General features: G+C 48.8%; 30 protein-coding genes. 14 read left to right on the forward strand and 16 right to left on the reverse strand.

The features are described from left to right. Window positions 1-9: 9 nt before the first annotated feature. Entirely contained in the window at window positions 10-336 is a 327-nt protein-coding gene (gene cutA / locus CRO57_RS08350; protein WP_097152807.1) for a divalent-cation tolerance protein CutA, read from the reverse strand. A gap of 88 nt (window positions 337-424) precedes the next feature. On the opposite strand from cutA, the gene CRO57_RS08355 reads away from it, so the two are divergent. The 3 genes from CRO57_RS08355 (at window position 425) to CRO57_RS08365 (ending at window position 2,463) form a co-directional block, all read left to right on the forward strand. Continuing rightward, the gene (locus CRO57_RS08355; protein ID WP_097152808.1) at window positions 425-1,207 is read left to right on the forward strand and encodes an NAD kinase; all 783 of its coding nucleotides are present in this window, start codon (window positions 425-427) and stop codon (window positions 1,205-1,207) included. A 132-nt stretch (window positions 1,208-1,339) separates the two neighbouring features. Beyond that, entirely contained in the window at window positions 1,340-1,867 is a 528-nt protein-coding gene (locus CRO57_RS08360) for a response regulator (RefSeq protein WP_097152809.1), read from the forward strand. A gap of 92 nt (window positions 1,868-1,959) precedes the next feature. Continuing rightward, on the forward strand, window positions 1,960-2,463 hold the full coding sequence (locus CRO57_RS08365; RefSeq protein WP_097152810.1) for an Hpt domain-containing protein: 504 nt from the start codon (window positions 1,960-1,962) through the stop codon (window positions 2,461-2,463). Between the two features lie 84 nt (window positions 2,464-2,547). On the opposite strand, the gene CRO57_RS08370 is transcribed toward CRO57_RS08365, so the two are convergent. After that, a complete protein-coding gene (locus CRO57_RS08370; RefSeq protein ID WP_097152811.1) occupies window positions 2,548-3,702 on the reverse strand; it encodes a DUF2336 domain-containing protein in 1,155 nt (384 codons plus the stop codon). A gap of 155 nt (window positions 3,703-3,857) precedes the next feature. Next, on the reverse strand, window positions 3,858-5,009 hold the full coding sequence (locus CRO57_RS08375) for a lytic transglycosylase domain-containing protein (protein WP_097152812.1): 1,152 nt from the start codon (window positions 5,007-5,009) through the stop codon (window positions 3,858-3,860). 237 nt (window positions 5,010-5,246) lie between these two features. Here CRO57_RS08375 and CRO57_RS08380 point away from each other — a divergent pair, with 237 nt between their 5' ends. Both CRO57_RS08380 and CRO57_RS08385 read left to right on the forward strand, forming a co-directional pair. Next, window positions 5,247-5,702 (forward strand): MaoC family dehydratase, encoded by a 456-nt coding sequence (locus CRO57_RS08380; RefSeq protein ID WP_097152813.1) that lies wholly within the window; start codon window positions 5,247-5,249, stop codon window positions 5,700-5,702. Window position 5,703: 1 nt separating this feature from the next. Next, a complete protein-coding gene (locus CRO57_RS08385) occupies window positions 5,704-6,591 on the forward strand; it encodes an HpcH/HpaI aldolase/citrate lyase family protein (protein ID WP_097153294.1) in 888 nt (295 codons plus the stop codon). 171 nt (window positions 6,592-6,762) lie between these two features. Here the strand turns inward: CRO57_RS08385 and CRO57_RS08390 are convergent, their stop codons facing one another. Both CRO57_RS08390 and CRO57_RS08395 read right to left on the reverse strand, forming a co-directional pair. Continuing rightward, window positions 6,763-7,359: a flavin reductase family protein gene (locus CRO57_RS08390; protein WP_097152814.1), complete on the reverse strand. Its 597-nt coding sequence runs from the start codon at window positions 7,357-7,359 to the stop codon at window positions 6,763-6,765. Next, on the reverse strand, window positions 7,359-7,928 hold the full coding sequence (locus CRO57_RS08395) for a nitroreductase family protein (protein WP_097152815.1): 570 nt from the start codon (window positions 7,926-7,928) through the stop codon (window positions 7,359-7,361). Before CRO57_RS08395 ends, CRO57_RS08390 begins: the two co-directional genes overlap by 1 nt. A 431-nt stretch (window positions 7,929-8,359) precedes the next feature. Here CRO57_RS08395 and CRO57_RS08400 point away from each other — a divergent pair, with 431 nt between their 5' ends. Then, window positions 8,360-9,436, forward strand: coding sequence for a hypothetical protein (locus CRO57_RS08400; RefSeq protein WP_141401204.1), 1,077 nt, complete (start codon window positions 8,360-8,362; stop codon window positions 9,434-9,436). 130 nt (window positions 9,437-9,566) lie between these two features. Here CRO57_RS08400 and thrS read toward each other — a convergent pair whose 3' ends face one another. The 3 genes from thrS to CRO57_RS08415 all read right to left on the reverse strand — a co-directional run bounded on the left by thrS (window position 9,567) and on the right by CRO57_RS08415 (window position 12,394). Then, a complete protein-coding gene (gene thrS / locus CRO57_RS08405) occupies window positions 9,567-11,528 on the reverse strand; it encodes a threonine--tRNA ligase (RefSeq protein ID WP_097152817.1) in 1,962 nt (653 codons plus the stop codon). A gap of 74 nt (window positions 11,529-11,602) precedes the next feature. Next, window positions 11,603-11,953, reverse strand: a complete 351-nt coding sequence (gene yidD / locus CRO57_RS08410) for a membrane protein insertion efficiency factor YidD (RefSeq protein WP_097152818.1) — start codon at window positions 11,951-11,953, stop codon at window positions 11,603-11,605. Window positions 11,954-11,956: 3 nt separating this feature from the next. After that, complete coding sequence (locus tag CRO57_RS08415) at window positions 11,957-12,394, reverse strand: iron-sulfur cluster assembly scaffold protein (protein ID WP_097152819.1); 438 nt, start codon at window positions 12,392-12,394, stop codon at window positions 11,957-11,959. A gap of 336 nt (window positions 12,395-12,730) precedes the next feature. On the opposite strand from CRO57_RS08415, the gene folE reads away from it, so the two are divergent. The 3 genes from folE (at window position 12,731) to CRO57_RS08430 (ending at window position 15,018) form a co-directional block, all read left to right on the forward strand. Further along, a complete protein-coding gene (folE, locus tag CRO57_RS08420; RefSeq protein WP_097152820.1) occupies window positions 12,731-13,366 on the forward strand; it encodes a GTP cyclohydrolase I FolE in 636 nt (211 codons plus the stop codon). Window positions 13,367-13,436: 70 nt separating this feature from the next. Then, entirely contained in the window at window positions 13,437-13,889 is a 453-nt protein-coding gene (gene hisI / locus CRO57_RS08425) for a phosphoribosyl-AMP cyclohydrolase (protein ID WP_097152821.1), read from the forward strand. A 124-nt stretch (window positions 13,890-14,013) separates the two neighbouring features. Further along, window positions 14,014-15,018 (forward strand): patatin-like phospholipase family protein, encoded by a 1,005-nt coding sequence (locus CRO57_RS08430; protein WP_097152822.1) that lies wholly within the window; start codon window positions 14,014-14,016, stop codon window positions 15,016-15,018. 114 nt (window positions 15,019-15,132) lie between these two features. On the opposite strand, the gene CRO57_RS25110 is transcribed toward CRO57_RS08430, so the two are convergent. The 3 genes from CRO57_RS25110 to CRO57_RS08445 all read right to left on the reverse strand — a co-directional run bounded on the left by CRO57_RS25110 (window position 15,133) and on the right by CRO57_RS08445 (window position 17,058). After that, window positions 15,133-15,498 (reverse strand): hypothetical protein, encoded by a 366-nt coding sequence (locus CRO57_RS25110; RefSeq protein WP_244580033.1) that lies wholly within the window; start codon window positions 15,496-15,498, stop codon window positions 15,133-15,135. Between the two features lie 30 nt (window positions 15,499-15,528). Then, entirely contained in the window at window positions 15,529-15,957 is a 429-nt protein-coding gene (locus CRO57_RS08440; protein WP_097152824.1) for a CBS domain-containing protein, read from the reverse strand. Between the two features lie 282 nt (window positions 15,958-16,239). Beyond that, window positions 16,240-17,058 (reverse strand): rhomboid family intramembrane serine protease, encoded by an 819-nt coding sequence (locus tag CRO57_RS08445; protein WP_244580034.1) that lies wholly within the window; start codon window positions 17,056-17,058, stop codon window positions 16,240-16,242. A 561-nt stretch (window positions 17,059-17,619) separates the two neighbouring features. Here CRO57_RS08445 and CRO57_RS08450 point away from each other — a divergent pair. From CRO57_RS08450 to CRO57_RS08460, 3 genes are all read left to right on the forward strand, one after another. Next, on the forward strand, window positions 17,620-18,258 hold the full coding sequence (locus CRO57_RS08450; RefSeq protein WP_097152825.1) for a PAS domain-containing protein: 639 nt from the start codon (window positions 17,620-17,622) through the stop codon (window positions 18,256-18,258). A gap of 163 nt (window positions 18,259-18,421) precedes the next feature. Then, the gene (locus tag CRO57_RS08455; protein WP_244580035.1) at window positions 18,422-19,003 is read left to right on the forward strand and encodes a PilZ domain-containing protein; all 582 of its coding nucleotides are present in this window, start codon (window positions 18,422-18,424) and stop codon (window positions 19,001-19,003) included. A 635-nt stretch (window positions 19,004-19,638) separates the two neighbouring features. Continuing rightward, window positions 19,639-20,247 (forward strand): transglutaminase-like cysteine peptidase, encoded by a 609-nt coding sequence (locus tag CRO57_RS08460; protein WP_097152827.1) that lies wholly within the window; start codon window positions 19,639-19,641, stop codon window positions 20,245-20,247. Between the two features lie 128 nt (window positions 20,248-20,375). Here CRO57_RS08460 and CRO57_RS08465 read toward each other — a convergent pair whose 3' ends face one another. Continuing rightward, complete coding sequence (locus tag CRO57_RS08465; RefSeq protein ID WP_097152828.1) at window positions 20,376-20,915, reverse strand: gamma carbonic anhydrase family protein; 540 nt, start codon at window positions 20,913-20,915, stop codon at window positions 20,376-20,378. 38 nt (window positions 20,916-20,953) lie between these two features. After that, window positions 20,954-21,283 carry a DUF6949 family protein gene (locus CRO57_RS08470; protein ID WP_097152829.1) on the reverse strand — a complete coding sequence of 110 codons (330 nt, stop codon included), beginning with the start codon at window positions 21,281-21,283 and terminating at the stop codon, window positions 20,954-20,956. Window positions 21,284-21,454: 171 nt separating this feature from the next. Here CRO57_RS08470 and CRO57_RS08475 point away from each other — a divergent pair, with 171 nt between their 5' ends. After that, a complete protein-coding gene (locus CRO57_RS08475; protein WP_097152830.1) occupies window positions 21,455-22,156 on the forward strand; it encodes a hypothetical protein in 702 nt (233 codons plus the stop codon). 101 nt (window positions 22,157-22,257) lie between these two features. Here the strand turns inward: CRO57_RS08475 and CRO57_RS08480 are convergent, their stop codons facing one another. Together CRO57_RS08480 and cysE are read right to left on the reverse strand one after the other, a co-directional pair. After that, window positions 22,258-22,473 carry a DUF3126 family protein gene (locus CRO57_RS08480; protein ID WP_097153296.1) on the reverse strand — a complete coding sequence of 72 codons (216 nt, stop codon included), beginning with the start codon at window positions 22,471-22,473 and terminating at the stop codon, window positions 22,258-22,260. 205 nt (window positions 22,474-22,678) lie between these two features. Then, entirely contained in the window at window positions 22,679-23,506 is an 828-nt protein-coding gene (cysE, locus tag CRO57_RS08485; RefSeq protein WP_097152831.1) for a serine O-acetyltransferase, read from the reverse strand. A 162-nt stretch (window positions 23,507-23,668) separates the two neighbouring features. Between cysE and CRO57_RS08490 the strand changes: the two genes are divergently transcribed. Next, window positions 23,669-24,481 (forward strand): enoyl-CoA hydratase, encoded by an 813-nt coding sequence (locus CRO57_RS08490; protein WP_097152832.1) that lies wholly within the window; start codon window positions 23,669-23,671, stop codon window positions 24,479-24,481. A 39-nt stretch (window positions 24,482-24,520) separates the two neighbouring features. Here CRO57_RS08490 and CRO57_RS08495 read toward each other — a convergent pair whose 3' ends face one another. Further along, window positions 24,521-25,387, reverse strand: coding sequence for an alpha/beta fold hydrolase (locus tag CRO57_RS08495; RefSeq protein ID WP_342068274.1), 867 nt, complete (start codon window positions 25,385-25,387; stop codon window positions 24,521-24,523). Window positions 25,388-25,420 lie beyond the last annotated feature (33 nt).

Below are 25,420 nucleotides of genomic sequence, written 5' to 3' on the forward strand. Positions count from 1 at the left end.
TGATATCTATCATGAATCGGATCGCATGACCCACGAAAGATAGCCGGGTAACCCATTATCTACATCCAGAACAACAAGAGCCGGCTCGTCATAAGGATGAAGTTTTGAAAACCGTTGGGCGATCTCATCATAATGCGCACGCTTGGCCTTGGCGATAAATACCACTTCACTAGATTCTTCCACCTTCCCTTTCCAATGATAAAGTGAGGTCATTCCAGGCAGAATATTCACACAAGCCACCAGTTTCAGCCGAACCAATGAGGCTCCGATCTGTTTGGCACAGGTTTCATCCGGACAGGTTCCGTATAAAAGAATAACATCAGATGAGGACGCCAACTTATTCCTAAGCTCCTATTCGATTCTCGCAATTGGCAAGGGTAGTACAACATGCTACTGCAATATAGTAAGAAGAGGGAATGAGGTCATGTTAATGTCATCCCGGCAGTTTGAAAATATTGCCTTTATCGCCAGTTCCACAGAAGAAAGCGAAAATGCGCGGCGCAAATTCGCCCATCGTTTTGGTTCTGCCCCACCCGACCACGCCGACGTCATCGTAGCCTTGGGTGGCGATGGTCTGATGTTGCAAGTTCTGCACCGTTACATGAATAGCGGCATTCCAATTTACGGCATGAATTGTGGTTCTGTCGGCTTTTTGATGAACGAATTTCGTGAAGAGGATCTCTATGAAAGGCTTTTGGCAGCGGAAACAACTGTCCTTCACCCTCTGCATATGAAAGCAACAACGGCCAATGGCGAAGTGCATGAAGCAAAAGCCATCAATGAGATTTCCATCTATCGCCAAACCGCACAGGCCGCAAAGCTTGAAATTTCCATTGATGGAAAATCCCGCATGCAGGAACTGATCTGCGATGGTGTGTTGGTCGCAACACCGGCTGGAAGTACCGCCTACAATCTCTCCGCACACGGTCCGATCCTGCCAATCGACAGCCCTCTTCTGGCCTTGACCCCTATTAGTCCGTTTCGCCCACGTCATTGGCGCGGAGCTTTGCTGCCCAACAGCGCCAAAGTCAAAATATCGATCCGAGAAGCTCTCAAACGCCCGATCAATGCCGTCGCTGACCATACGGAAATCCGTTCGGTTCATGAGGTGGAAATTTGTGAAGACAGCCAAACCAATTGCCAGATCATGTTTGACCCCGATCATGGGTGGGCCGAACGCATCCTGACCGAGCAATTCCGGTATTAGAGTAAAAACCCTGAAGCGAGAAACGGTTCATTCCTTGTGACCATTCAGTCCTAAAGCCTTCTTTAACTAGGCTATTCTATGCTGATAGAACGAGACAAGAATTGACTGGAAAGAAGCTCAGACAGGATCAAGATGTTAAACGTGGATTTTTCTCAGCTGCGTTTCCTGATAGTGGATGATAACGCCCACATGCGACGCGTGGTCAGAACATTGATTCACGGCTTTGGAGCACGCGAAGTAACAGAAGCAGAAGATGGCGCAACCGGACTGGAAATTTTCCAATCGACCCTACCCGATGTAGTGGTCACAGATTGGGTCATGCCTATCTTCTCCGGCATCGAGCTTACCCGTATGATGCGCAGCGAAACATCTTCGGCTAATCCGACCGTTCCGATTATCATGCTTACCGGTCATTCAGAGAAGAAATGCGTGACAGAGGCTCGCGATGCGGGAGTGACGGAATTTCTTTGCAAACCGATTTCAGCCAAAGCACTCTATGCTCGTGTTGCCAATTGCCTGGTCAATCCTCGCCCCTTCATTAAGGCGGCGGCCTTTTACGGTCCTGACCGGCGTCGCTTCTCCAACCCTTTGTATAAGGGAGCAGAGCGCAGAGCCAATGCACCGGCACAAACTGATGATGCAGAAGCCAACGTCAGCTAGATCATTCGAGATTAGGAGATTGGCTCAGCAGCTGATCCACTCGAAAACCCAACCCGGCCAACAACTTTTGGCCAACCAGATGAGACCAGACCATGGCCGACTATGAAATTATAGAACCCAAAGTCGATCTGAGAAAAAAAATCCGTGTCCTTCCAAGCTCTCAGGCTGGGTTCGATCCCATTGAGCGCGCTGAACAGGCCATGAAAAAGCTCTCGGTCAATTTCAACATCTGGATGAATGAAGAAGTTGATGAGTTACAGGACGCCTGGAAAGCAATCCAGAAAGACGGAATGAGTGAGGAAACTCTGAAAAGTCTGTTTTGCGCTTCCCATGATATCAAGGGACAGGCCCAGACCATGGGGTTTCCCATCGCTGGCAATATTGCAGGTTCCCTCTGTGATCTGATCGAGAATGTTACCGACCGTAGCTTCCTGCCAAAAGAACTGCTCCACAAACATGTGCAAGCAGTGGCTGCTGTGGTCAAGGAAGATGCTCGAGAAGAAGACAATGCAATCGGAAAAGCCCTGACACAAGAGCTTCTGGCAGTATCCGGCGAAGTCATCAGCCGCTTTGAGAAAAACCAGGCAGAAAAATAACTACACCTGACATTGTCATGAGAATCAAAAAACCGGATACAGTCCAGTTTTCTATGCAGACAGCAAGTGTGCAATTCAATTCTATCAAGCGGCTTGACTATTCTGCAGGGCAAGCCGCATATCTCTTGCTTCATCCCGCGCAATCTGCATCGCAAAGCGTCGCAATAACGCGTGCAATTCATCCATCTCATCGTCATGTACCATGTGAGAGTAAGATGTAAGAATACGATCAACCATTTGACGGGCAAAACGAGAGCGAGACACAGCCGGGTCCAGTTCTTCCAGCAAATCGTGATAAGCCTGCAAAGCCGCAACAATGGCAGGGGCAACCGCATCACCAATACCAGCTTTCTGACAGATTGCAGAAACCACACTCGGACTGGCATCATAAACACAATCACGAATGCGCTTTTCTGAAAGATTAGTCAGGCTTTTCAATGCCACAACGAACAGATCGACATTGCCCATACAAAGACCACGCACCAGAATATCTGCGGTCAACTGGCCTGACAGTCGCAAATGCTCAACCAATGCATATAGATCCTCTCCGCTGGCTGAAAAAGCAAGATCGACTGTCGCTTTATCGCAGGCATCCTTCACCAAGGTGGTGCGCTTCTCGGAGCTGATGAAGGTTTTCACCAAAGCAAGTTGCTCCAATGCATCACCAAGCTGAACGATCAGGGACTGACGAATATCCACTGGCAAACCATCCAATGACAATAATGTGGTGCGCATGTCAGCTTCGGTACCGAAGCGTTCGGCCATCCGCCGCAAACTAAAAGTCGTCACTTGTGCCCCAACATTGGCAAGAATGGCCAGACAAGCAGCCTTCCCGCCAACTTCGGCCAGTGCCGCTGCCAGTGACGCACTCACTGATGGGCGCACTGCAATAGCGCATTGGGCACGATCTGACCCATGGGCAGCAATATCCACCAGATCGCCATCCAGCAAGATAGGTGAGCGCTGCAAAACTGGCTCTGCAACAGAATCAAGATCTTGAGCAAGTGACAGCACCACATGATGGGGAGCATGAGGGCTGGAGGCCAAAGCATCAGACAATGCACCACGCACCAATGGAGACGAGTCATCAAGCAGAAGTGTGAGAGCTGTTTCAGCAGCTTCTTGCTCGGCTCTTTCCATTTCAGAATATAGATAGGCACGAGCAAGCGCAGAGGTTGCCTCTGCACGGCGTGTCACTGGTGCGGTTTCTATCCAGGAGAGAAACTTGGCTACGATCATCCCGAAAGTCCTTGAGCTGCTGTACTAACACCATTGTGGATCAGCAACCCTTAACGATCAGTTCACCATGTTTGTTAATTTCCGCTGGCTGAATTTTCACCCCAATAAAGCGCAGAAAACAAAGTGCTCTGCTTTTGAAAAGAATGGGGATACGTTCACCCCTTGGGTTTATCAGAAATCTGTGTACCACTCAGAAATTGTGTCAGATCGATTGCACCGACACCCCCTTCTGCTCCAGGTACGCGTGTTTCACGCAGAACCGCATCCTTGGCCCCTTCCATCAGTTCAGCAAAACGCTGACCAGCATGAGCCAATCCCGCAGGTTTTGGCTTCGGCACAACAGGAATCTCGCCTTCACGGGATATTGTCAATTCATCTGGCAACAAATTCACCGGTGCAGGAGAGATTGAGGATCCGTGATTAGTGATCTCATCGCTTGCATTCACGGAAGACTTTGTAATGCTCTCCGGTTGGGAATAGCGTGAACGCCTGCCGCCTGCCGCCGCAACATCCGATGCCTCCAGCTCACCTCCATAACGGCTCCGTCGAACCGGAGATGTGTCCAATTGAGACATAAAAGACACCAATTCGGAGTTTTTCTTGCGAAACCGATCACCAAGATTGTCAACATATTGCAAGGGTTGAACATTGGCTTGCACCAAGCGACTATCAGATCTTGCAAATTCGGCACCATTGGGCACGGTTGCTACCAGATTATCATAAACCTCACGTACACTCTTGGCCTGTCCATTCTTATGATAGAAAACACCTTTATTGGCCTGAGCCTGACTGGGAAAGGCTCGATAAGCAGCAACTTCCGGTCGACTCTCCGACAATCCGATCAATTTGGCGCTACCCTTTGCCCCCAAAAAGTGCGCTGCGTAAAGCTCACCATTCTTTGGTTTACGCCCCAAAGCACCGGTCAATTGCTCTTCATTCTTCTGAGCATAGGCCCCAGCCATCAGCGCTGATACCTTCGGATCCTTACGCATGTTGAGAATTTCCCGCCGCTCGGAACGATCGGGAACAACGTAATTCTCACCAACTTTGCGAATTTTATTGGCAACATGCTGAAACCCGAGAGACGGCCCCGCCTCCTTCATTGTCTCCAACCATGTGCTCTCAATAAATTGGAAAAGACCGGTCGCAGAAGAAGTGGGAGCTTTGGCATCTGAACGCAATCCGCTCTCGCGCTTCGCAGTTGCCAGAAGAAAGTCAAAATTGGCACCCGTCGCTCTGCTCGCTTCGGCAAAAACCGCATCAAAACGATTGGTCGTTGCTATCGGGGAGGATACGGAAGATACCAAATCAGATCTCCAATAAGATCAGCGACAGCCCAACAAGACAGCCACGATTCTCTACGGTTACTATTCATTAACAAATGTGAAGAAATATGGTTAATCTTCCATTAACAATTACGATCCATCGCTTTTGCAAGACCAATCACTACCAGAAAATTCGCAGAATTCCTCAATAACACCAAAAGCTCATTGCCTTACACTTCTACTTTTACGTAAACTGCGCCAAACGAAAGGGAGATCTATATGCCTGGCCTGTATTTTGAAGAATTTGAAGTTGGCGCCACCATCAATCACGAACTGACCCGTACCGTGACTGAAATGGACAATATGCTTTTTTCCAACATGACGCTGAACCCCCAGCCTCTGCATATTGATGCCAATTTCTGCAAGACCCAAACCGAGTGGGGGCAACCATTGATGAACAGCCTCTTCACGCTAGGCCTGATGATCGGAATTTCTGTGAATGACACAACCATCGGCACGACCATTGGCAATCTGGGCATGACCGATGTCTTCTTCCCTCATCCGCTTTATCAGGGCGACTCAATACGGGTTGAAACAACAATCAAGGACAAGCGCCTGTCCAAATCCCGTCCAACGGCTGGCATCGTAACCTTTGAACATCGTGCCTATAATCAGGACGATGTTCTGGTCGCCAAATGCACACGTCAGGCTTTCATGAAAACGAAGGATGCCTGATATGCGCTCATATCTTTTCGTTCCCGGAGACAGCGAGAAAAAGCTTGCAAAGGGATTGGGATCCGAAGCCGATGTTCTACTGATTGATCTGGAAGATTCCGTCGCATTATCCAATAAGGCTGAAGCACGCAAGATTGCCGCCGCCTTCGTCAAAACCAATCGTGATCAGAAAGACCGCCCTCTTCTCTTCGTGCGCGTCAACGCTTTGGACACCGGACTGACCGATGAAGATTTGACCGAAATTATCCCGGCAGCACCAGATGGCATCATGGTACCCAAGACTCTCTCAGGTCAATGCATCACCCGGATTGATGCCAAGGTGACAGCACAGGAAGCCCTGGCGGGCATTCCGGAAGGTTCCATTAAATTGATGGCAGTGGCAACTGAAACCGCCAGTTCTATATTCACACTTGGAACCTATGGCGGCTCAAGTTCACGTCTGTCCGCTCTCACTTGGGGCGCGGAAGATCTCTCGGCTGACCTGGGCGCAGAAACCAATAAGGACGATGATGGCAATCTCACCAGTCCCTATAAGCTGGTGCGCGAACTTTGCCTCTTTGGGTCTGTCGCAGCCGGGGTTCAACCAGTCGATTCCATCTATGCAAATTTCCGTGATATGGACGGCTTGCGTGCTGAGGCCACAACCGCCCGACGAGATGGCTACACCGGCAAAATGGCAATTCATCCGGCACAGGTTTCTATCATCAATGACGTCTTCACCCCATCAGACCTCGCCATCAGTCAAGCAAAACGCATCATCGCGGCTTTTGGCGACGCAGGAGATATCGGGGTGATTGGACTGGATGGCGAGATGCTGGATCGACCACATCTGCGTCGCGCAGAAACTGTGCTTCAACGAGCAAAATCAGCAGGAATTTCAGTCGATTAAAACTATTTTTTGAATCAAAATCTGCACACTAAACAGATCTTGAATCAAAATCTGAACTAACTGAATCAATTTATTCAGAATCGACCAAAATCATTTCCGCTCCAAACAGATAAGGCCCGAAGATTTCTCTTCGGGCCTTTTCAACACCAATGGCAACAAGATTGGTACAGTTTATTTCGGTCGCTCGATTGAGAAGACCGCATCAACCACCGAATAGTCCTTATACCCCAATCGAGCCAGAGGTTTGAGTTTGGTGATATCGACGATCCCCTCGACAATCATTTCATCCTTGATGAAAATCCCCATCACCTCACCCAGAACCATCTGATAAGGCGTTTCAATATTCTCATACCGATCCAGCCTGATGACTTCGAGCAGACGACATTCCATCACGACCGGGCTCTCTGCAACACAGGGTGCAGCAATCAACCGACAGTCCCGCTTGGTCAGACCGGCAAGCTCAAACTCGTCGACATCCGCTTCAACCATAGCAGCTGACGCATTCATCGCATTGCGCAGATCATAGCTGGCAAGATTACAAGCAAACTCACCACTATCCTCGATATTGGCCAGACTGTCTTTGCGTCCTTGCGACGAAAACATCACGATATTCGGTTGAGATGAGATGGCATTAAAAAAGCTATAGGGAGCCAGATTGGCCACACCATCAGCCCCCTGCGTACTGATCCAGCCAATGGGACGCGGTGCCACCAAGGCCTTGAAAGGATCATGCGGCAAACCATGCGCTTCATTTGTGCGATAGAACATCAATCACCCCAAGTCTGGACGATCTGAGAAAGATCCGGGCGAGGACGCTCACTCTTTGGTGCTTCCGGTGTACCGATATGAATGAAGCCCGCAATACGCTCTCCATCTTCCAAACCAAGATCAGCCAGTATCTTCTCATCAAATGCATACCATTCGGTGAGCCATTGAGCCGAATAGCCTTCCGCATGCGCTGCATGGACCAGGTTCATGCAAACAGCGCCAGCAGACAGCACTTGCTCCCATTCTGGTGCCTTGTTGGTATCCTTGATGATAGAGACCACACCAATCACCATCGGCGCACGAACAAAACGCTCCCGCTCCAACTTCAAACGAGCTTCGTCAGCAATAGGCTCAATTTCTTTCCAGCGCGCTTCCAGCAAATCACCAAGTCGCTTGCATCCAGCCTCACTGAACTTGATCAAGCGCCAAGGTTCCAGCTTTTTATGATCCGGCGCACGAACGGCCGCCGTCAAAATACGCTCCAACTGCTCATCCGACGGAGCAGGAGCACCCAAAAATGCTGCTGGCAAGGTTCGTCTCGCCAGCAGATAATCCATTACTTCAGACATTGAGATTGTTTCCTCAAGTATTATCCGGTCCTCAACTGCACCATAGGGGAGCCATGCTTACGTGAAAAGACGGATCGCCGATATAATTATGGCAATTCCATTTCATAAAACCATTCAAGTACGATCCATGACTGTCTTGGTCGCCAGGATCCCAAAATCCACAGTCCACAGACAATATTCCTGATCTCAATCCGCCCTTGCCCCCAAAATACCATGGTCTTTCTGTTCAATATGCATTAACCAAGAAGGTGCGAGTCAAACCAGTAACATTCGTGAATATCAGGGGACCAATGGCGGCAATGGTCGGATTACAAATACAATCAGCCTATCAAAAATTGATTATCCCAATAATCTGTCTGTGCATCATCCTCGGCTCAGCTGTCTCAAGTACGGCCCAGTCAAACAATGCCCCCATGAATCTGGGCAATATCTTGCAAAAGAAGACCAGAGGAGCACCGCCTCCGCGTTCTTATCTGAAGTTGCCCAAAGAACTGGCACCACCAAAACCCAAAGCAGCAAGGACAACAGATTCAGCATCACCAGATGCTCCGAACCAGTCATCTGACAACCAACAGGCCATTGGTACAGAAACAGATACCCTTGCTGATAGTGCAACAGCTTCCATAGACCAGAACTCAAATTTGTCCGAGACAGCATCCGAACAAACACCACCCAGCACCCAGCAAGCTGCACCAACACAAACCGTCGCAACAAAGACTCCACAAATTCAGCCAGGTGGTATAGCACGCATTCAATTGGCGGCTTTTTTGACCCAGACTGGCCAACCACTTCAACGCGGCATGAATTGGCGTATCTTTGAAGAGAAGAAAGACGACAAAGGCCGCATGCCGATGATTCACAACAGTGATGGTGGCGCATTGGAGCTGGACCTCAAACCCGGCCGCTATATCGTCTATGCAGGATATGGTTACGCCAATTTGACCAAACGCATCATTCTGCCCAAAGCTGGTGACTATAGCGAAAGCTTCATCCTGCAAGCTGGTGGCCTACGACTTGCTGCTGTAGCTGCAGGTGACATTCGCCTCGATGGCAGCTTGCTTCGTTTCAATATCTATACCAAACCAAATGCTGATGGCAGCCAACAACTGATTGCTCCCAATATTCAGAGTAATCAGGTGGTCAAACTGACCGAAGGCACGTATCACATTGTCTCATCTTATGGCGATGCCAATGCCAAGGTGCGTGGTGATGTGGAAGTGCAGGCAGGTGATCTGGTGACAGTGACCATGATTCACAATGCAGCAAAGGTTACACTACGCCTGGTATCCGAGCCCGGCGGCGAAGCTTTGGCCAACACGGTATGGACCGTTCTCACCCCTGGTGGAGATCTGGTCAAACGTGCCATTGGTGCCTTTCCGACCCTTGCTCTTGCCGCAGGCGACTATACCGCCATAGCCAAGCAGGGAGAGGAAATCTATAACCGCGATTTTGCAGTGGATGCGGGCCTTAACCGTGACATCGAAGTGCTGGCTATCAAAGCGCAGTAAACTCCGCAAAACATGGCAGCGTCACCCTGAATCATTTTCCGATCAAATGGATACAAGCAATTCTAATACAACAGAAAAAGGGCGCAATCTTTGATCACGCCCTTTCTTGTTGCTGATTTCGAGCAAGAACTTACTCTGCAGCCTCTGCATCAGCCAGACAGGCATCACGCGCTCGACGAAGATCTGGGGCAATAGCCTCTTCCTGCAACGCGGCGATTGCCTCGTCCAATGACATGGAGGTCTGATGCTTGGAACCAAGGCGACGGATAGAAATCGTCCCCTCTTCCGCTTCTTTCATTCCACACACAAACAGGGCCGGAACCTTGGCCAGTGAATGCTCACGAACCTTGTAATTGATCTTCTCATTACGAAGATCCAGTTCCACATTCAGCCCAGCTGCCGTCAGCTTCTCTTTCACTTCACGCGCATAGTCATCAGCACCGGAAGTAATGGTAGCAACAACTACCTGCAAGGGTGCGAGCCATAGTGGGAAGTGACCAGCATAATGCTCGATCAAGATACCGCAGAATCGTTCCAGAGAACCAAACAAGGCACGGTGGATCATCACAGGCGATACCTTGTCGCCAGCGGTGTTGATATAGAAGGCACCAAGGCGACCAGGCAGATTCAAATCGACCTGCACGGTACCACATTGCCAATCACGACCGATTGCATCACGCAATACATACTCCAGTTTCGGACCATAGAAAGCCCCCTCACCCGGATTGAAAGTATAATCCTGACCAGCAGCTTCCACAGCAGTTTTCAAGGCCGCTTCTGAGGCATCCCACACGTCATCAGATCCAACACGCTTTTCAGGGCGGTCAGAGAATTTGATGCGGATGTCTTCAAAGCCAAAGTCTTTATAGATGGACATGATCTGCTCGTTCATATCCACGCAGACTTCGGTGATCTGATCTTCAGCAGAAAAGATATGCGCATCATCCTGAGTGAAGTGACGCACACGCATCATGCCATGCAGAGCACCAGACGGCTCGTAGCGATGCACCTTTCCGAACTCGGCAATCTTCAGCGGCAGGTCACGATAGGATTTCAAACCATTCTTGAAGATCTGAACATGGCCCGGACAGTTCATTGGCTTACAACAATAAACACGCTCATCCGGGGTCTGAGTGGTGAACATGTTCTCACCAAACTTCTCCCAGTGACCGGACTGTTCCCAAAGTGTCTTTTCCATCATGTCCGGGCTGTTGACTTCCTTATAGCCCCATTCCTTTTGGCGACGGCGCATGTAGGCAATCAAAGTCTGGAACAGGGTCCAGCCTTTTTCATGCCAGAAAACGGAACCAGGCGCTTCTTCCTGGAAATGGAACAGATCCATCTCGCGACCGAGCTTACGGTGATCACGCTTCTCAGCTTCTTCCAGACGATGCAGGTGGGCCTTCAGATCCTTATCAGACGCCCAGGCAGTACCATAGATACGGCTCAACATTGCATTGTCGGAATCACCACGCCAGTAGGCACCGGCGACCTTCATCAGCTTGAAGGAAGACCCGACCTGTCCGGTGGAAGCCATATGTGGACCACGGCAAAGGTCCAGCCATTCGCCTTGCTTGTAGATTTTTACATCTTCATCTTCAGGAATAGCGTCGATCAGCTCAACTTTATAATGCTCGCCTTTGGCGGCAAAATACTCCTTGGCTTCATTGCGACTCCACACCTCTTTGGTGAAAGGTGCATTACGCTGAATGATCTCTGCCATTTTCTTCTCAATGACAGGCAGATCTTCCATGGTGAAAGGCTCTTCACGAGCAAAATCATAATAGAAGCCGTTATTAATAACCGGGCCAATGGTAACTTGCGTGCCAGGGAACAATTCCTGCACAGCTTCAGCCAACACATGAGCCGCATCATGGCGGATCAGTTCCAGCGCATCGTCATCAGTTCGGGTTACAATCTCGATGGCAGCATCGGCAGAAATCGCTTCTGCCAGATCGGTCAGCTCACCATCCAGTTTAACAGCAACGGCTTTTTTGGCGAGAGATTTGGAAATACCTGCAGCGACCTCGGCACCGGAGATGCCAGCTTCATATTCGCGCACAGATCCATCGGGAAAAGTAAGATTGACCATCAAGGTCCTCCTGCTCAACTCCTGCATACAACACAGGTAAGCTAATGTTTCAGTCCAGAACAAAGCGTTCTGATTCAGTCTTTTGGGATATCCAGCCGGGTTGCCGGATCAATATGGTCCCCATTCCAGAAACCGTAAGACCATGGTTTATACCAGCATGAGCCGGGAGGCAACAGCTCCGGAACCGGGTCAAATCCGCTCTGTCCCCAAGGATGACACCGCAAAACACGAGAAAGCCCCATCCAGCCTCCAGCCCAGAACCCAAAGCGCTCTATCGCTTCAACCGTATAGTGAGAGCAGGTCGGTCCATAACGACAGGTTCTCCCCATGAAGGGCGAGAGAAAAATCTGATAAAGCTTGATAAAGCCAATGGCCCAATAGCGTGGGCGCAAATAGCACAACAACTGCATGAGGCGCCCGTTCATAACTTACTGCGCCTCACCGCGCTCTATCTGCTCAACCGCATCAACCACAGCATCAAAGATCAAAAGACTGGAAGTATGACGAGCTGGATAGTCCTTGACTGGCTCAAGATATTTCAAATCTTCCCAATATCCTTGCGGTGCCGGACCACCTTCTTTCAACATGCAATGCATGATCGTGCGAATGTCCCGCAACTCGTCTCCACTTTGACCAATAACCTTGCGAGCCATGACACTGGCAGCGGCCTGCCCTAATGCACAAGCATTGACCTTGTGACCAAAATCCACAACCTTGCCGTCAATCATGATCAGATCCACATCAATCGTCGATCCACACAGCTTGCTATGCGCGCGCGCCGAAGCTTGCGGCGTTTCCAACCTTTCAAGTCTTTCTATATTGCCCGCAAATTCCAGAATTTTCTTGTTATAGATGGCATCCAACATAGAAATTACGCCTGTTTTGCTGTGTCTCGTTGATCCGGGACTATCAATCTTCCCTATAAACCCTATATGGGGAGACAGACAAGGATATCATAGCCTTTTCGATCAAAATTGGTTTTGGTCAAACTTGATAAAAATGAAACGTTATAACATTACTTTAGAATAACGCGTTTTTGCTACTGACAAACGGTTAAAAAAGTGCATGATGTCGCATCCCGACCATTCGACGAAGCAGGAATGCTTAAACTATGGTCGAGAGACCCATTTGGTGGAAATTTTGTGCGCCAGGAAGCGTAACAACCGCAGCCAGCGGGAGAATGAAAGGAGCATTGCTCGGTCATGGATACTATTATCAAAACGGATACGTCTAGCCGGCCAGCTCAGGGACAGACAGTGACAGAACGAAAACGCCCTTCCCGGCAGGAAGCTGAAGCTGCCGTCCGTACTCTGATTGAATGGATTGGAGACAATCCCGATCGAGAAGGTCTGCTCGACACACCTGCCCGCTTTGTCAAAGCTTACGAAGAAGTTTACCGTGGCTATCGGGAAGATCCGGTTGAACCACTCAAGCGTACCTTCAAGGAAGTCAATGGTTACAAGGACATGGTCCTGTTGCGCGATGTGGAATTCTTCTCTGCTTGTGAGCATCATATGGTGCCATTCGTCGGTAAGGCCCATATTGCCTATTACCCGTCTGACGGGGTTGTTGGCCTGTCCAAGCTCGCACGGGTTATCGATACCTATGCCCGTCGTCTGCAGACACAGGAAACCATGACTGCTCAGATCATCGAAGTGATCGAAAAGACCCTGAATCCTCGCGGCATCGCATTGATGATCGAGGCAGAACATATGTGCATGTCCATGCGTGGCGTTCAGAAAAAGGGCGTCTCTACCGTCACCACGACTTTTACCGGCGTGTTTGAAGATGATATGGCCAAACAAGACCGGTTCATGACCTTGGTGGGTGTGCGCTAAGCACCCCACCCTCACCTACCTCTACTCCCTCATATTCATTGGCCCTCATCAAGAGCCCAAAGGCAGAATCATGTGCGCACCTTTCGATCCTCAAGCTGACAAAAGCAAAGATGAAATCGAACTGGGTACTCATTTCCTGCCAAAGTTTGATTCTGATGGGTTGATCCCCGCTATCGTCACCGATATCGATAGTGGTGATGTGGTGATGTTCGCTTTCATGAATGAGAAAAGTCTTCGTCTCACATTGGAGACCAAGGAAGCCCACTATTGGAGCCGCTCCCGTCAGGAGCTTTGGCACAAAGGCGCAACAAGTGGCAATGTACAAGATGTGATCGAGTTGCGCACTGATTGTGATCAGGATGCTGTCTGGTTGAAAGTTCGTACACGTGGGGCAACTGCCAATTGCCATCAGGGCTTCAAATCCTGTTTTTACCGCGCCGCGGAGCTACAGGACGGTCAAACCAATTTGAGCTTCAAAGAAGAAAGCCCGCTCTTTGATCCTAAGGAAGTCTATAAAAAATAGAGACTTACCCAGGATCCTCTCTTGGCATACAATTGTGTCTCACATCAAAGTGAGAAGAAATCAGCAATTGTTAATGGTTTAAGAAACCCGATCTCTTATCTTAATAGTAAGAAAGGAGATCATCATGCTTACCCAAGTCTTTGATTATTTCTCCAATGGCTCCAAGCCGGAGAATGATCAGGCTATTCCAGATCAGGACCAGACAGTTCCTTGCTTACCCAAGGTAACCATCGGCCTCGCACTGGGTGGCGGAGCAGCCAAGGGATGGTCTCATATCGGAGTTCTTCATGCTCTGAAAGAAGCTGGTATCAAACCTGACATCATCACAGGAACATCCATTGGCGCTGTCGTCGGCGGCTGCTATGCAGCTGGTCACCTCGACAAACTCGAAGAATTCGCCAAAAGCCTGACACGAAGACGGTTATTGGGTCTTTTGGATGTCAACTTCTCAGGCAAAAGCCTCATCAATGGTTCGCGATTGATCAAGCTGCTTGAACGCTATCTGGATAACACATCGATCGAGGGTTTGCCGATACCCTTCATGGCTGTTGCAACTGAATTGGCAACCGGCCACGAAATCTGGTTACGGCGTGGACATCTGGTCACAGCCATGCAGGCATCCTATGCCCTACCCGGAATTTTCAATCCGGTTACTGTCAATGGACGCTATCTGGTGGACGGCGCGTTGGTCAATCCGGTGCCGGTATCGCTGGCCCGCGCCATGGGAGCTCGCATAGTATTGGCAGTCAATTTGAGCGATGCATCCTTTGGTCGTGGCTCCATCATTCCTAATGTCGACGACCCTCACGAGGTTATTCAACCATGTGAAGAAGATGACACAGTAAAAGCACAATCAGCAAACCTGCCGAGCTTCAAGTCCATCTTTTTTGGCAATGATACGACCCCCGGAATTTCCTCTGTCATGTTTGATGCATATACCATCATTCAGGACAGGATCACCCGCTCTCGCCTTGCAGGCGATCCAGCGGATATCATGATCAGCCCAAGAGTGGATCAGATAGGTATGTTCGAATTCCATCGTGCCCGGGAAGCGATAGAAGCAGGCTATCTGGCAACACAAAAGGTCATCGAGGATTTCCGGGAAATTTCCCAGGATATGAAGGCTTGATTACCTATACCACCATAGCACAAATGTAGCATGTCCAAATACCACATGGACAACACCTCCTCATCATCACACACTTGGTAATGGAATGCCTGACACATCACATCACTAGCAGGCTTATGAAGGAGGACCATCATGAACATGCGCACACTTTGTCTGGCCGTTCTGCTTATTCTTCCCGCCCCGGCCATGGCTCAATCCTGTTTCGATTTGTGGGTTGGCCGCAACACAATCTATGATAACAACGGCTATTGTTTCAAAAGTCGGCTGGGCCGAACTTATTTCGATAATGCGGATTGTTACACAAATAATGCCCGCTTGAGTAAAGCCGAACATCGACGTGTGGCAAGAATCAAGGCTCAGGAAAAACGGCGTGGATGCCGTATCAGGACAAATGTCTCCTACTACAATTCCCGATATTACTGATCCATACAACTCAATATAGTAAAAAAGCAGGGTTTCAGCCCTGCTTTTAGTCTTCATGACTGGTCCGGAAAATCAGCGGAAACTTTTTTATCCTGCTGCGATATAGGCGCGCATATCAGCGGCCTCTTTCTCGGTCTGCTCGATACGGTGTTTGACCACATCACCAATCGATATGAGGCCAATCAGCTCGTCCCCTTCAAGAACAGGCATATGACGGAAACGGCCCGCTGTCATACGTTCCATCACAGAGACAACCGTCTCATTTTCAGCACAGCAAATCACATCTGCAGTCATATGAGCAGAAGCAGGCTGGCTCAGAACATCTCGACCTTCTTTGGCCAAGGCACGAACGATATCGCGTTCAGAAAGGATACCGCACAACTTGCCTTCTTCGGCCAGCATGACAACACCAATTTTCTTCTCGCACAGCAAATCCACGATCTGGGATATTGGAGTTTGTGGCGCAAGTGTAAATACATCCCGGCCCTTGCGATCAAGAATTGTTGCGACAGTCATCGGCGTCCTCCTTTGCTACTTCAGGAAGCCCTGAGCGGAACCTATGGTCGAGCTCAATCGCTTCCTCTTAACCAAGGCGCAATCGCAACCAATTGCAGGAGCGATCACTCCCTGATTGAAAGTCTGCGACGATTTGGCACAGAAGACAATAGCGCAAAGCCAAACTTATGCGGATGCTGGCCAAAAGATGCAATCAAGATGAATAAGGAACCTAAAACAATCCCCAGACAGGCTAGTTGCCAAGAAAAAAGAGCAGAAAACAGCCACTCTGTCTCAAGGTTTCTACTTAATCACACGAATATGAGAATGATCCGCTTTCTTCTTTTTCGGTTCTTTGGGTTTTCTCGGCCCTTGTGAAAAAGAATCAAAATATGGAAATAGAAACAGACCAGCTGCAAATCCACCAAGATGCGCTTCCCAGGCAATGGAGGCACCACCACCACCAATAGACAACAGCCCGAATATTAGATTAAGAGCCAACCACACAGCCAGAAAACTGACTGCTTGCCGATTATGGCGAAGTTGCTCCAAGGTCAGACATGGCTGCCTATGGGTAGATTGCAATGCTGTGGCCCAAGACCCATAGCCGCTAAAGGCAAAACGGGCAGAAGCTGACATGGCACCAGACAGGACAGCAGAGACACCAACCAGTGGCGACATGCTGTCGGAGTGGAAGAAGAAATGCACCAAGGCGCCCGCAGCTGCAGTCACCACAAAAAATGCAGCAAACCGGCTGGTACCGATCCTTCGCAACACAACGGTAGCAAAGGCAGCCATCCAAACCAGATTGAGAATAAGATGCATCCAGCTGCCGTGCAGAAAGGCATAACTGACAAAAGTCCAAATATCGCCAAATACTCCGCCGGGAAAGGAAAATCCGGTTGCTACAGCATCATTGAAACGTACGGGAATGAAGGCAAAAGTCAGCAATATATCAAAATCTTGCTTCTGAGAGAGCAGAAATTCCCGAACAACATGAATAGCAACCATCAGCCCACCCAAAAACAGAATTGGGGTAGGGAGATTGAACATGGGTTCACGATAGGGTTTTCCGTCCGGCATATTCCAGGATCCGCCGCCATTGCCACCAAAGCGCGCCATACTCTCTCTCCTTATTGGGTTTTCACCCCTGATCCGATTAATTCTGCCCATCATCACATATTGGAAGTAAAGAAACTTCCATCAAGAGCATGTGACGCAATGCATTCTTCTTCATCAATCACATGATGGTGAGAAAAGGGCAAAAAAAAGCCACCTGTTCAATCTCTTACGGATCAAATCAAGTGGCTGACGCCTCCCGAATTCCGTCGGGAAAGTTTTGAAGAGCCGCGACGCTTGATCAATTTGGAGTCCGATGCAAACGTCGAGGAAACTGTTAAGGCTTTGTTTACACGCCCAATATCATCCAGACAAGTCTAAAGCAATATTAAGGTTAACCCCTGCGCTTGCGATCTTATCATGGAACAAATTCACCTCATTATTTCAAACGCTTATTCAAAATCCACAGAAAGCAGAAGGTTAACAACAAAAGACAATTGCCAATTTCGTCGCAAATCTCACTTGGCATGAAGCATGCAATCTCTAAAGCCAAAACGGAGATACAGGCCTTCATTGTCTCAATCTGAAACATCAGCCGAGACAAATTGCGAAAAGAGACCGACAATGAAACATCAGGTGACCCGAGAACTCTATACCTACTGGGATGGTTTGCGTGGCGGACGCACCGCTCCTGAGCGCAGCGATATTGACCCGGCAGAAATTCACGCGATCCTGGGTGATACCTTCATACTGGAATATAATGACGAAGACAGCCAAACCTTCCGTTTGGCCGGAACACGTCTATGTGGTTCTTTTTGTCGGGAACTAAAGGGCCGTAACTTCCTTGGTCTATGGAAAAAAGAAGATCTTGCCAGCATCAAGATCCTGCTCACTGCAGTGGCTGATGATGAAGCTGCAGCGGTAATCGGGTTTGAAGGCAAAACAGAGCGTGATCAAACGTTGGAGTTTGAAACAATCCTGCTTCCATTGCGCCACTATGGCCAACCAAAGACCCGAATCCTGGGAGCAGCCAGCCCTCTGGACATGCCTTACTGGATTGGTATTTGGCCATTACAAGAACTGAGCGTCAAATCACTCCGCCTGATCTGGCCGGACGAGCGCCCTTCTTTCATGCGCAATCCCAACCAAGCAGAACCTGCCAAACAAAATATCATGCCGACCGGAACCCTGCCCTCAGTGGCTGCGAGGCCGCAAAAAAGAGTTGGTCATCTTATGGTTTTTGACGGCGGCAAGGCAAACTGATCATTGACAACCAAGAAAGACTTGAACTGAAGCGAGAAGTATCTGTTGGCAAAAGGCTTTGTTAACCATAGGGGGGCTAGGATGAAGCCATTATTGCCCGTCTTGCCAACAGTTTTTCCGGGAATACAGTTCAGACATGTCAGCGGTATTGCAAAACTCAGTCATGCCCCGAGTAACCGAACGTCGGCGCCACTCGCGCGTTCAGGTCAATTTACTCGGTCGTTTCATGCTGGAAAATAAAAAAGAATATCCCTGCCAAGTCATCAATATGTCTCCAGGTGGCCTGGCCATGATCGCTCCGGTTCGTGGCGAAATTGGCGAGCGCATCATTGCATATATAGATCACATTGGTCGTATTGAAGGAAAAATCGTACGCAAAATTGAGGGCGGCTTTGCTGTTGCGCTCGATGCGACCTTGCGCAAACGAGATAAACTTGCGTCCCAGCTCACTTGGCTGGCAAACCGACATATCCTCAATCTTCCCGAAGACCGCCGCCACGAGCGTCGTACGCCAAAGAACCCAATCACCAAACTCGTTATGGATGATGGGTCTGAGCATATGTGCCGTGTTCTGGATCTGTCTCTGTCTGGTGCAGCCTTGAAAACCAAGGTTCGTCCTGCCATTGGAAAGCGTATCACAATCGGGAAAATCCAAGCGCAGGTCGTTCGACATCTTGAAGATGGTTTGGCAATTGAATTTGCTGCTCTTCAGGAAGACGAAAACCTCGACAACAATCTGATCTGATTTCCAATCGAATCTACCCAATTGACTTTCTAACATGAGGGCACCCCACTGCCCTCAATAGGCCTGCTCGTGGTCATCTCACAACCTGAAACATTACGATGAGATCAGAAAAACTGTTTTCCCCCATAGCTTGACGAGCAAATCCCCAAACTAAAACAAGAAAAAATCAATTTTTTTCATCTTTTTTCCGCAGCATTTTCAGCCATCATTCTTCATAATTTTCTGGAAGATGCCACCAGCAAGCCAATTTCAAGCGTCTGCTCGCCGAAGTTTCTGCAAGTTTTTTACTCACTTCACCAGGCCTTTTGCGTCGTTACTTGAGCAATAGGAGCAGGCCTCTCATTCTATTTCATATCATCCGAGCAGCCAAACTCTGGCAGAAATCAGCCACTCTCTCACATTTGCTCAAACTTTAACGAAATTTGACTCTCATTCGATTCAAATCAATATCCAATGAAAAGAAAATTTGAATATAAGTATAATATGTTTTTATTTAAATATAAATAAAATAAAAGATAAATAATATCAAATATTTCTGATATTTATCATTCAATTCAACTAAAAACAACCTGCCGATATTTGAATAAACTCAATCGAATACTTCTATAAATCTCCCTACAACACGGGAGACGGACATGAAAACCACAATAAAAAAGATTACACTGGCTTTAAGCATTATCATAAGTGCAACGAGCTTTTCCGGAACTGCGACGGCACGGGGTTACGCCGAATTCATGCAGATCGGACAGAAAACATCAGCACCAATTGGTCATGTAAATTTTTGCCGGAATAATCCAGCTGAATGCGGCACCACTTATAGTCAGGACCGTGCCATCAAGCTAACCAAAGACAATTGGTCTCAGCTGATCAACATCAATGGCCATGTGAATCAGACCATTCGTCCTGTCACAGATCAGGAACAATATCGCACGGAAGAATATTGGACCTATCCAGGATCTGCAGGTGATTGTGAAGATTACGCACTTCTGAAGCGCCGCATTTTGATCAATGCTGGCTGGCCTGAAACCGCACTATTGTTGACCGTGGTAAAACAAACCAATGGCGGAGGTCACGCTGTCCTGACTGTTCGCACAGATCGTGGTGATCTGATCCTGGATAACCAGGATCCTCGAATCTTGCCGTGGAACAAAACCCCGTATCGCTACATCAAACGTCAGGCATCTCTCAATCCTTCCAGTTGGACAAGCATCAAGGATAACCGCACCACCATAGCCCTACGTTAAACCTCTCTCCTAAAGCACAGCTCGCTTTAAGGAATTGGCCTGACATGTCCCACAACCCGTCCGTTATTGTCAGGTCATAGGGCCAGTCGTCCCCACGACTGGCCCGCTCCCTTTCCCTTTAGGGAGAATCAGTCCCCACTTGAAATTTCAACAAGACCTTTGGCATAACGTTGCCAATTTTCGACATAGTGTACAGCGGATGCCGTCAACCCTTTGATGGCATCATTGTCCAATTCCCGCACCACTTTGCCAGGCATTCCCATAACCAGCGAGTTATCAGGAATAACCTTTCCTTCCGGTATCAAGGCTTTCGCTCCAATCAAGCAATTTTTGCCGATTTTCGCACCATTCAAAATAACCGCACCCATACCGATAAGGCTGTTATCACCAATCTCGCAACCATGCAGGATGACATTGTGCCCTATCGTGCAATCTTGCCCGATTGTGAGCGGAAACCCCATATCGGTATGCAGGGTACTACCTTCCTGAATATTGCTGCGTTTTCCTACATGTAGAACTTCATTGTCACCGCGTAACACAGCTCCAAACCAGACACTGGCATCTTCTTCCAACACCACCTTGCCAATCAGGCTCGCATTAGGAGCCACCCAGCATCGTCCATCTCCCGCCAGTTTTGGCTTTTCATCATCAAGTTGAAACAAAGGCACCGTGCGCCCCCCTCTTTTGTATCACAAGATCTTAAGGTTCATCCGACAACAGTTTGAGCAGCCAGAATCATATTCAAAACCAAGATACCGGAACAGGCGCTCCAAACGCCAGCAATTGCAGATGATCCAAATAGCCAACCAATCGGACGATGCTCAATGCGACGCCCGCGTAGAGCATTCCGCATGATGATAAACGGTCCAGCAAAGACACAGAGCAAAATAGATGCAAATGCACTGAACCAACTCTCGACAGATACAACAAAGCGCACCGGTCGGGCTGAAATCAACTGATACAAACTTCCCAAAATACCAGCACATACAAAGCCGATACAGCTGGCATACACCAAAGCAAACATTTCCTGTCCCATTTTGCCTGTCCTTTACGCAATACAAGCCAGACGTCTGTGCCAGATTGGCACAAGCATTTCTGTGCCTTTCTTCATTGCAAGGGCTATGCCGTTTCATTCATTTTCTGTTAAGACTGGGAAAGATCATATGCAATTGACCATCGACCAAACAATGGAAAGGACCGGAACCAGATGAGCAACGGGTTGCAAGAACCTACCCCACCTCACCGATGGATTTTCTTCATTCTGGTTTTCGGACTCATTGGAATAACGGTTCTGTTCATCACCAGTCGCTTTTTTCGTCACTCGGAAGGCCTGTTCAGCCACAGCTCATATACAAGCGATCCTACGCCCATCATCATCAACATCGCGAATAGCAGTCTGCAGCTTCCCCAAAATATGATACGTCAGGAAGCGCAACGAACAAGTGAACCCCAAGCCAGTCTGGACCTGTTCTTTCGCTGGCCCGACTTGGAAGGGTATAATCTGGACAATCAACTGGCATTCACCGAAATATCAGAAGAGTCCAAACTGGTTTTCATCCATCTTTCCAGCCCAAAGAAACATATCTCATCATCCGAACGCCTCTATTCAGTCTATAGCCAGCATTTCATCGGCACCCCAAGCAAGGGGCCGGGCAAATTGATTGGCTTCAAGATGAATGAAAAATCGAGCTATGCGGGCGAAACCGTCTATTTCAAGCCCGATGAAAACCCGCCATATGTGGTGCGTTGTTTTCAACCCCAACCCAAGGTTCCAACCATTTGCTTGCGTGAAATCCTGCTCAAGAACGGTCTCCAAGCCAGCTACCGCTTTCGCCTTGGCATGTTGAAAAACTGGCGAGAGCTGGATCTGGCAACCGGTCAATTGCTCAATTCCTTTGTTGTTCAATAATAGCCGGAGCTTTGATCTGCAATAGAGAGAGAAGATATACAAAAGCCCCCGACACCAAAGGCATCAGGGGCTGATTCTTCAACGAAATCTCGTGATGTTCCTCAAGTTTCTTCCAGATCATAGTCCAGAATAGCCATGGAGAAGTTGTAGGACAGATCATCATCTTCATCATCCTTGAACAGGACGCCCACAAACTCATCGGCAACATAAACCTCGGCACTATCGGTTTTACGCGGACGAGCGCGTACTTCAAGATTTGGGGACTGCAAAGCACGACGCATATAGGTCTGCAATTTATCCAGCTCGTTCTTATCCAAATTTGCCTCCTGCAAAATCACAACAGTCCGACCGATTAGTCAGCTCATCAGTGGAGTGCTGATTGGCACAGCGATAGATGAGAGTAAAGCACCTTTTTTGCTGACCCACCATTTCCTCATCACAGCACCATACTCGTCCCTGTTTGACAAGTATGGATTGCAATTCTGGCAACAGCTCTGGCCTGTTGAAAGGCATTTACACTCCTTAAATACCATCTCCGAGCATCTGGTTCATGCTGCGCGAAGGCTCTGCACACCCAGCCTGACCGACGATCTTGGCAGGCACACCGGCAACTGTACTGTTGGCTGGAACATCTTTCAGAACGACAGAACCAGACGCCACTCGAGAGCAATGACCAATCTCGATATTGCCAAGCACTTTCGCTCCAGCCCCGATCAGGACACCGCGACGAATCTTTGGATGGCGGTCCCCACCTTCCTTGCCGGTACCACCCAAGGTCACACCTTGCAGGATGGAGACATCATCTTCCAGAACCGCAGTTCCGCCAATGACCACGCCTGTGGCATGATCAAGGAAGATGCCCTTTCCGACCCGCACCTTCGGGTGGATATCAACCTGAAAGACTTCCGATATGACAGACTGGAGATAAAGCGCAAAGTCCTCTCGACCATTCATCCAGAGCCAATGGGCCAACCGATGCGTCTGAATGGCCTGAAAGCCTTTGAAATACAAGATCGGATCAATATAGCGATCACATGCCGGATCTCGATCAGCCACGGCGATGATATCGGCGCGCAACGCGGTCGCAATAAATGGATCGCTCTCCAATGCTTCACGATAAGCCTGACGAATAACTTCCGAATCCAGTGCCGGATTATGCAGACGATCCACAATCCGGTGAATGACGGCATTTTCCAGACGGCGATGGCTCAGAATGGTAGAGAAAATGAATGAGCTGAGGGCGGGTTCCGCTTTCACGACATCTTCCGCTTCCTGACGAATACGGTGCCAGACAGGGTCCACAACCTGGATCTCGTCCTCACGAGCGTGCTGTAATGATCTGTTACTCATATTTGCCTCACCTTTTCATCATGGATAAGCCATGCACATATTCAAGAGAACCTGTTAGCCTATATCCCGACTTCTCATTATCGATCTTTTGCCCAACAATAGCGCAAAAGTCAAAGCACAGACGTGCAATTCTCTCTTTCAGCCTAACACGATATCATAACCATGCCAGACACCCAAAATACCAACAGCATCAATGACAAAATCTTGATTGAGCGCGACGGACCGATCGGTCGTCTTGTCATCAACAATCCTTCAAAGCGAAATGCCATGTCACTTGATATGTGGCGTGCCATCCCAGATGCAATAGAGGAACTGGATAAAGATCCACAAATCCATCTGATCGTGGTGACCGGCTCTGGCAATATCGCTTTTGTCTCGGGTGCTGACATTTCCGAATTTGAAGAAGTCCGCGGCGATACCAAAAGTGCAACCTTTTATGACGATATGAATGCCGAAGCATATCGTGCCATACGCAATGTCAAAAAGCCGACACTTGCTCTCATACAGGGTTTCTGCATGGGAGGAGGATTTGGTTTGGCCGCAGCTTGTGATCTTCGTCTATCAAATATATCTGGCAAATTTGGCATCCCGGCTGGCAAGCTCGGTGTTGGTTACCCGACTGATGCCATTGAGGATATCGTTCATCTTGTTGGCCCTGCCAATGCCAAGGAGATCTATCTAACTGCCAAGGTGTATGATGCTGAACAAGCCAGACATATCGGATTTCTCAATGAAATCTTTACAGATGAAGCATTTGAGCATGAAGCAAACAAATATTGCCAAACCATCGCCAAACTTGCCCCATTGAGCGCCCAATACCACAAGGCAGGTATCAATCGAGCAGTCGGACAACGCGACAGCATCGATATCCATCAGCTTCGCACCATGGCAGCCACTTGTTTCGATAGTCACGACTATGCAGAAGGCCGCAAAGCATTCATGGAAAAACGAAAACCAATCTTTTCTGGCACATGATGAAGTTATTTCCAAGGAAATGAGAGATAGCAAAGATGATCAGGCCGCCTTGATATGCTCAACAAAGGACAGGACGGCCTGGCAGAAGACATCATTCTTGTCCCCTGCCACCATATGCCCGGCTTCACTGACGTCATAATAGAGCGCATGAGGCACCATCTGCATAAACTCATCGGCATGCTCCTTGCTGACCAGTTCAGACTTGCCCCCACGCACCAGTTGGACAGGAATACGTAAATTCCTGGCCGCAGCAACAAGCCGTCGTTCACTCTCTTCATGATCAGAATGAACAGAATTTGGTCCGTTCAGGAACCTTGGATCCCAGTGCCAGCGATAGCGACCATCCTCACCCAGGCGAAGATTTTTGCGTAATCCATCCAGAGATGTTGGCTTGACCCGGTGAGGTAGGTAGCGTGCAATCGCTTCACCAGCTTCTTCAATTGTCGCAAAACCATCATGGATCCGATCGCCCATGAAAGATAGAATTTTACTGACACCACCAGGATCCATACGCGGGGTGATATCGACCAACACCAAACCATTCAAAAGAGCATCTGCAGCTTCCCCTTCTGCAAGAAGCGAAGAAATTCCGCCAAGAGAAGCCCCGACCGCTATCGGTTTCACACCAAATTGCACTTCAATCTGTTCAAACACAACCTTTGCATCAGCGGCATAATCTCTAAAGCGATAATAACCGCTGTTTAGCCAGTCACTTTGCCCATGTCCGCGCAGATCAATGGTAATGGCCCGCATCCCACGCTCCGACAATTGCTGGGCAGACCCTTTCCAGGAATGGCGGGTCTGACCACCACCATGCAAAAGAATGACGGGTTGCCCCTCTGATCCTCGTAGATCTGCAGCCAATCGATTGCCTTCAGTGCCCTCAAATTCAAGTGCTTCAGCCAAGATAGCCTCCCCTCATTCATCTTTTCTGGCCAA

Source organism: Cohaesibacter gelatinilyticus, from assembly GCF_900215605.1.
Classification (GTDB): Bacteria; Pseudomonadota; Alphaproteobacteria; order Rhizobiales; family Cohaesibacteraceae; genus Cohaesibacter; species Cohaesibacter gelatinilyticus.

What these genes read in the sequence shown, in the direction of transcription:
- CRO57_RS08355 (WP_097152808.1), top strand. Translation starts at nt 425, where the DNA reads ATGTTAATGTCATCCCGGCAGTTTGAAAATATTGCCTTTATCGCCAGT.
- CRO57_RS08360 (WP_097152809.1), top strand. Translation starts at nt 1,340, where the DNA reads ATGTTAAACGTGGATTTTTCTCAGCTGCGTTTCCTGATAGTGGATGAT.
- CRO57_RS08365 (WP_097152810.1), top strand. Translation starts at nt 1,960, where the DNA reads ATGGCCGACTATGAAATTATAGAACCCAAAGTCGATCTGAGAAAAAAA.
- CRO57_RS08370 (WP_097152811.1), bottom strand. Translation starts at nt 3,702, where the DNA reads ATGATCGTAGCCAAGTTTCTCTCCTGGATAGAAACCGCACCAGTGACA.
- CRO57_RS08380 (WP_097152813.1), top strand. Translation starts at nt 5,247, where the DNA reads ATGCCTGGCCTGTATTTTGAAGAATTTGAAGTTGGCGCCACCATCAAT.
- CRO57_RS08385 (WP_097153294.1), top strand. Translation starts at nt 5,704, where the DNA reads ATGCGCTCATATCTTTTCGTTCCCGGAGACAGCGAGAAAAAGCTTGCA.
- CRO57_RS08390 (WP_097152814.1), bottom strand. Translation starts at nt 7,359, where the DNA reads ATGTTCTATCGCACAAATGAAGCGCATGGTTTGCCGCATGATCCTTTC.
- CRO57_RS08395 (WP_097152815.1), bottom strand. Translation starts at nt 7,928, where the DNA reads ATGTCTGAAGTAATGGATTATCTGCTGGCGAGACGAACCTTGCCAGCA.
- thrS (WP_097152817.1), bottom strand. Translation starts at nt 11,528, where the DNA reads ATGGTCAATCTTACTTTTCCCGATGGATCTGTGCGCGAATATGAAGCT.
- yidD (WP_097152818.1), bottom strand. Translation starts at nt 11,953, where the DNA reads ATGAACGGGCGCCTCATGCAGTTGTTGTGCTATTTGCGCCCACGCTAT.
- CRO57_RS08415 (WP_097152819.1), bottom strand. Translation starts at nt 12,394, where the DNA reads ATGTTGGATGCCATCTATAACAAGAAAATTCTGGAATTTGCGGGCAAT.
- folE (WP_097152820.1), top strand. Translation starts at nt 12,731, where the DNA reads ATGGATACTATTATCAAAACGGATACGTCTAGCCGGCCAGCTCAGGGA.
- hisI (WP_097152821.1), top strand. Translation starts at nt 13,437, where the DNA reads ATGTGCGCACCTTTCGATCCTCAAGCTGACAAAAGCAAAGATGAAATC.
- CRO57_RS08430 (WP_097152822.1), top strand. Translation starts at nt 14,014, where the DNA reads ATGCTTACCCAAGTCTTTGATTATTTCTCCAATGGCTCCAAGCCGGAG.
- CRO57_RS25110 (WP_244580033.1), bottom strand. Translation starts at nt 15,498, where the DNA reads ATGAAGACTAAAAGCAGGGCTGAAACCCTGCTTTTTTACTATATTGAG.
- CRO57_RS08440 (WP_097152824.1), bottom strand. Translation starts at nt 15,957, where the DNA reads ATGACTGTCGCAACAATTCTTGATCGCAAGGGCCGGGATGTATTTACA.
- CRO57_RS08445 (WP_244580034.1), bottom strand. Translation starts at nt 17,058, where the DNA reads ATGGCGCGCTTTGGTGGCAATGGCGGCGGATCCTGGAATATGCCGGAC.
- CRO57_RS08450 (WP_097152825.1), top strand. Translation starts at nt 17,620, where the DNA reads ATGAAACATCAGGTGACCCGAGAACTCTATACCTACTGGGATGGTTTG.
- CRO57_RS08455 (WP_244580035.1), top strand. Translation starts at nt 18,422, where the DNA reads ATGCCCCGAGTAACCGAACGTCGGCGCCACTCGCGCGTTCAGGTCAAT.
- CRO57_RS08460 (WP_097152827.1), top strand. Translation starts at nt 19,639, where the DNA reads ATGAAAACCACAATAAAAAAGATTACACTGGCTTTAAGCATTATCATA.
- CRO57_RS08470 (WP_097152829.1), bottom strand. Translation starts at nt 21,283, where the DNA reads ATGGGACAGGAAATGTTTGCTTTGGTGTATGCCAGCTGTATCGGCTTT.
- CRO57_RS08475 (WP_097152830.1), top strand. Translation starts at nt 21,455, where the DNA reads ATGAGCAACGGGTTGCAAGAACCTACCCCACCTCACCGATGGATTTTC.
- cysE (WP_097152831.1), bottom strand. Translation starts at nt 23,506, where the DNA reads ATGAGTAACAGATCATTACAGCACGCTCGTGAGGACGAGATCCAGGTT.
- CRO57_RS08490 (WP_097152832.1), top strand. Translation starts at nt 23,669, where the DNA reads ATGCCAGACACCCAAAATACCAACAGCATCAATGACAAAATCTTGATT.